Source organism: Spirillospora sp. NPDC046719, assembly GCF_040645715.1.
In the GTDB taxonomy this organism is placed as follows: Bacteria; Actinomycetota; Actinomycetes; order Streptosporangiales; family Streptosporangiaceae; genus Spirillospora.
Window position 1 is genome coordinate 1 of sequence record NZ_JBEYYT010000585.1, and the last position, 4,828, is coordinate 4,828.

Here is a 4,828-nt window from a genome sequence, read left to right on the forward strand (position 1 = left end):
GACGAAGTCCATCGCGAAGCGACGCCGAAGGCGCCCTTGACTTTGGAGGGGCGGCCCCGTACGCAAGCGCCACCCCACCACCCGAACACCCATTCCTGCGGGCGAATTCGCCACGGTATGCCGACTAGTCGCTCTTCCAGACCCGGCCCCGGCCTAACCCGGCGTAGCCTCGCTCAAAACGCCGACGTCACCGCTGCTTCAGCCGAGTGAGCAACACGTCCAGGCCATCACGGCTGATGGTGATGTGACCACCACCGGGATCCTTGCTGTCGCGGACGCCGATCGTCCCGCCGAGATCGGCCAACTCGACGCAGTTGTCGCCCTGCGAGCTGCTGTAGCTGCTCTTGCGCCACCCGGGGTGAGCTCTCATGACTTCCATGCTTCGTCTGCAATCTCCCTGATCAGCGCAGCCGACAAGTCAGCCGGAAGCGCGTAGGTGGCGATGTCCGCGAACCGCTCGTTCAGGCGTTCAACGTCGGAGCGCCCATCGAGGATCCTTCCCTGCGGCTCGGATGCAGCGTAGGCGATACGTGAGTCTCCCGGCAGGGTGGCGACGACAAATGCCCCCGAGTTCCCCGGGTGCGGTGCGCCGTCGGGAATGACCTGTACGGACAGGCGCGGCGACACCGCGTCGGCGAGGTGATGCAGTTGCTCGTACATCACGGCCATCGTGCCGACGCGTGACCGCAGGACCCGCTCTGGGAGCAGGTAGATCAGTCGCGGTGGCAGCGGTTGCTCGCGGGACAGGACTCCTTGCCGTTCCATTCGCGCTTGGACGCCGTTCTGGTCGCCGTACAAGAGCACGTCTGCATAGCTTGGCGTCTGCAACAAGCCGTAAATCACGAGCGGCTCGTAGGCGCGCAGGGTCTCAGCCTGCCCTTCGTATTCAGGCCAGTCGGCGAACCACGCCGGATAAGCGGCGCTGCGGCCGTCGAAGAGGCCGTCGTGGAGGTGGGCGAGGGCGTCGCGGGTGTCGAGGACGCGGTCGCAGTCCTCGGCGAATCCGCGGTCGCATGCGGACTCGCCGCGCTCGATCTCTCCGATGGTGGACGGGGCGTAGGGGATCAGTGCGGCGAGTTGCGCGAGGGACAGGTCCGCGAGGGTCCTGTAGCGGCGCACCTCCGAGCCGAAAAGGTCCAGCGGGCCGCGGGACGGCGTCAGGCGCTTCGGGCGTTGCGGCATGTCCACCTCCAGTGATGACCGGGTGATGACCGGCGATGGACGCGAAGTCGCGGTGATGCCTGCCACCTCGCGCTTCTCCTGCCCGCAGCATCGTCGCCGGGAGACGCTCCGGCCACAGGAATCCATGGAGTCTTCCGAGGTGAACCGGTATGTCCGCTATGGCGTTCGCGCCCGAAGGTCCGCACACGATCGTCCTCGAACCGAGCGTGCATGCGCCTCTGCTCGCGCGGCGGTTTCTCGCTGAGCGGTTCGCGGAGTGGGGGATCGAGGACGACCATCTCGGGCGGCTGGTCGTCTGCGAGCTGGTCACCAATGCCTGGCGGCACGGCGAGGGGCCGATCGTCGTCCGGCTCTACCTGGACGCGCGGGACGGGCTGCCGGTGGTCGAGGTGTGGGACTCGGGGGCGGGGCGGCCGGTGGTGCGGCCACCGGACGACCGAGCGGTGTGCGGGCGGGGGCTGCTGCTGGTCGCCGGGTTCGTGCGGGGGTGCTGGGGCGTCCGGGCGCTGAACGAGGGAGGCAAGGCGGTGTGGGCGAAGCTGCCGCGGGCCGAGGCCGAGTAGCTTGATGTCGAGATAAATTGGATGTATCTTGACATCAAGAAAAAACCTGCGGAAGTTAGGCGGACCCGGTTCTCGGTCAAGGGCTTGACTAGGGCAGGATCAAGGTAGACGAGCACACCCGCCTCGCCGCGTGCCGCGCCGCCCGACCCGCGCCGGCCGCGAGGGCGGGCGCACATTGAACATCACGATGAACGTCGCCGCGCGGTCATGTCCCGGACCGGACGCGCGGCGTGCGACGGAGGAGGAGTCCGTGTCCGCGAACAGCTTCGGCAGCCTGAGCAAGCTGCAGGTGGGCGGCAAGTCGTACGACATCTACCGGCTGGACGCCGTCGAGGGCTCGGCCCGTCTCCCGTACAGCCTGAAGGTGCTGCTGGAGAACCTGCTGCGCACCGAGGACGGCGCGAACGTCACCGCCGAGCACATCCGCGCGCTGGCCCAGTGGGACGCCAAGGCCAAGCCGAGCAAGGAGATCCAGTTCACCCCGGCCCGGGTGATCATGCAGGACTTCACCGGCGTGCCGTGCGTGGTGGACCTGGCGACGATGCGCGAGGCCGTGCGGGACCTGGGCGGCGACCCGACGAAGATCAACCCGCTGGCGCCCGCCGAGATGGTCATCGACCACTCCGTCATCGTGGAGTACTTCGGCTCGCCGCAGGCGTTCGAGCGCAACGTGCAGGTCGAGTACGAGCGCAACAAGGAGCGCTACCAGTTCCTGCGCTGGGGGCAGACGGCGTTCGACGAGTTCAAGGTGGTGCCTCCGGGGACGGGCATCGTCCACCAGGTGAACATCGAGCACCTGGCCCGCGTGGTTTTCGACCGCGACGGCGTCGCCTACCCCGACACCTGCGTGGGCACCGACTCCCACACCACGATGGAGAACGGCATCGGCGTGCTCGGCTGGGGCGTCGGCGGCATCGAGGCGGAGGCCGCGATGCTCGGCCAGCCGATCTCCATGCTGATCCCGCGCGTGGTCGGCTTCAAGCTGACCGGCGAGCTGCCCGCCGGCACCACCGCGACGGACCTGGTGCTCACCATCACCGAGATGCTGCGCGAGCACGGCGTCGTCGGCAAGTTCGTGGAGTTCTACGGCGAGGGCGTGCACGCGCTGCCGCTGGCCAACCGCGCCACGATCGGCAACATGAGCCCCGAGTTCGGCTCCACCTGCGCGATCTTCCCGATCGACGACGAGACGCTGAACTACCTGCGGCTCACCGGCCGCAGCGACGAGCAGGTCGCGCTCGTCGAGGCCTACGCCAAGGAGCAGGGCATGTGGCTCGACCCGTCGGTCGAGCCGGAGTTCTCCGAGTACCTCGAGCTGGACCTGTCGACGGTCGTGCCGTCGCTGGCCGGCCCGAAGCGCCCGCAGGACCGCATCTCGCTGTCGGACGCCAAGCAGACCTGGCGCCGCGACGTGCAGAACTACGTCAAGGTCGCGCTGGGCCCGGCGGACGAGGCGTCCGCCGAGTCCTTCCCCGCCTCCGACTCCCCGGCCGTCGGCCACGACGGCGCCGGCGACAAGCCGCGCCACGTGGACGCGAACGGCTCGGGCCGCCCGCACAAGCCGGTGCCGGTCACGCTGGAGGACGGCACGAAGTTCGAGCTCGACCACGGCCACGTCGCGGTCGCCGCCATCACGTCCTGCACCAACACCTCGAACCCGTACGTGATGATCGGCGCGGCGCTGCTGGCGAAGAAGGCCGTCGAGAAGGGCCTGACCCGCAAGCCGTGGGTGAAGACCTCGCTGGCGCCCGGCTCGCAGGTCGTCACCGACTACTACGAGCGCGCCGGCCTCACCCCGTACCTCGACAAGATCGGCTTCAACCTGGTCGGGTACGGCTGCACCACCTGCATCGGCAACACCGGCCCGCTGCAGCCGGAGATCTCCAAGGCCGTCAACGACAACGACCTGGCGGTCACCGCGGTGCTGTCCGGCAACCGCAACTTCGAGGGCCGCATCAGCCCCGACGTGAAGATGAACTACCTGGCGTCCCCGCCGCTGGTCATCGCCTACGCGCTGGCCGGGACGATGGACATCGACATCCTCAACGACCCGATCGCCGAGGGCACCGACGGCCCGGTCTACCTGCGCGACATCTGGCCGGCCGCCGAGGAGGTCGCCGAGATCGTCGAGTCGTCGATCGGCAAGGAGATGTTCACCAAGGACTACGCCGACGTCTTCAAGGGCGACGAGCGCTGGCGCGGCCTCGACATCCCGACCGGCGACCTGTTCGAGTGGGACGACGCGTCCACCTACGTCCGCAAGGCGCCGTACTTCGACGGCATGGGCGCCGAGCCGGAGCCGGTCTCCGACATCCACGGCGCCCGGGTGCTCGCCAAGCTCGGCGACTCGGTCACCACCGACCACATCTCGCCCGCCGGATCCATCAAGGTCGGCACGCCCGCCGCGCAGTACCTGCAGGACAACGGCGTCGCGGTGAAGGACTTCAACTCCTACGGCTCGCGCCGCGGCAACCACGAGGTGATGATCCGCGGCACGTTCGCCAACATCCGGCTGCGCAACCAGCTGCTGGACGACGTGGAGGGCGGCTACACCCGCGACTTCACGCAGGACGGCGCGCCGCAGGCGTTCATCTACGACGCCGCGCAGAACTACGCCGCGCAGGGCACCCCGCTGGTGGTGCTGGCGGGCAAGGAGTACGGCTCCGGCTCGTCCCGCGACTGGGCCGCGAAGGGCACCGCGCTGCTCGGCGTCCGCGCCGTCATCGCGCAGTCGTACGAGCGCATCCACCGCTCGAACCTGATCGGCCTCGGCGTCCTCCCGCTGCAGTTCAAGGAGGGCGACTCCGCCGAGTCCCTCGGCCTGACCGGCACCGAGACGTTCGACATCACCGGCGTCACGGCGCTCAACGAGGGCGGCGTCCCGAGCGAGGTGACGGTGAAGGCGGACGGCAAGGAGTTCACGGTCGACGTCCGCATCGACACCCCCGGTGAGGCGGACTACTACCGCAACGGCGGCATCCTGCAGTACGTCCTGCGGAACCTCATCCGCAAGTAAGGACCGCCGAGAAACGGGCCGCCTCCCCGCGCGGGGAGGCGGCCCCTCGGCATTCGCCGGAGGCGGC

4 protein-coding genes are annotated in these 4,828 nt (G+C 68.9%); 2 read left to right on the forward strand and 2 right to left on the reverse strand.

Features of this window, described 5'->3' with window-relative positions:
• Positions 1-187: 187 nt before the first annotated feature.
• Positions 188-370: a DUF397 domain-containing protein gene (locus ABZ914_RS46570; RefSeq protein WP_500201074.1), complete on the reverse strand. Its 183-nt coding sequence runs from the start codon at positions 368-370 to the stop codon at positions 188-190.
• Positions 367-1,248, reverse strand: coding sequence for a helix-turn-helix domain-containing protein (locus ABZ914_RS46575; RefSeq protein WP_500201075.1), 882 nt, complete (start codon positions 1,246-1,248; stop codon positions 367-369). The genes ABZ914_RS46570 and ABZ914_RS46575 overlap by 4 nt, the downstream gene beginning before the upstream one ends.
• 83 nt (positions 1,249-1,331) lie before the next feature.
• On the opposite strand from ABZ914_RS46575, the gene ABZ914_RS46580 reads away from it, so the two are divergent.
• Positions 1,332-1,745, forward strand: a complete 414-nt coding sequence (locus ABZ914_RS46580) for an ATP-binding protein (RefSeq protein ID WP_500201076.1) — start codon at positions 1,332-1,334, stop codon at positions 1,743-1,745.
• Positions 1,746-1,995: 250 nt separating this feature from the next.
• Positions 1,996-4,761, forward strand: coding sequence for an aconitate hydratase (locus ABZ914_RS46585; RefSeq protein WP_500201077.1), 2,766 nt, complete (start codon positions 1,996-1,998; stop codon positions 4,759-4,761).
• Positions 4,762-4,828 lie beyond the last annotated feature (67 nt).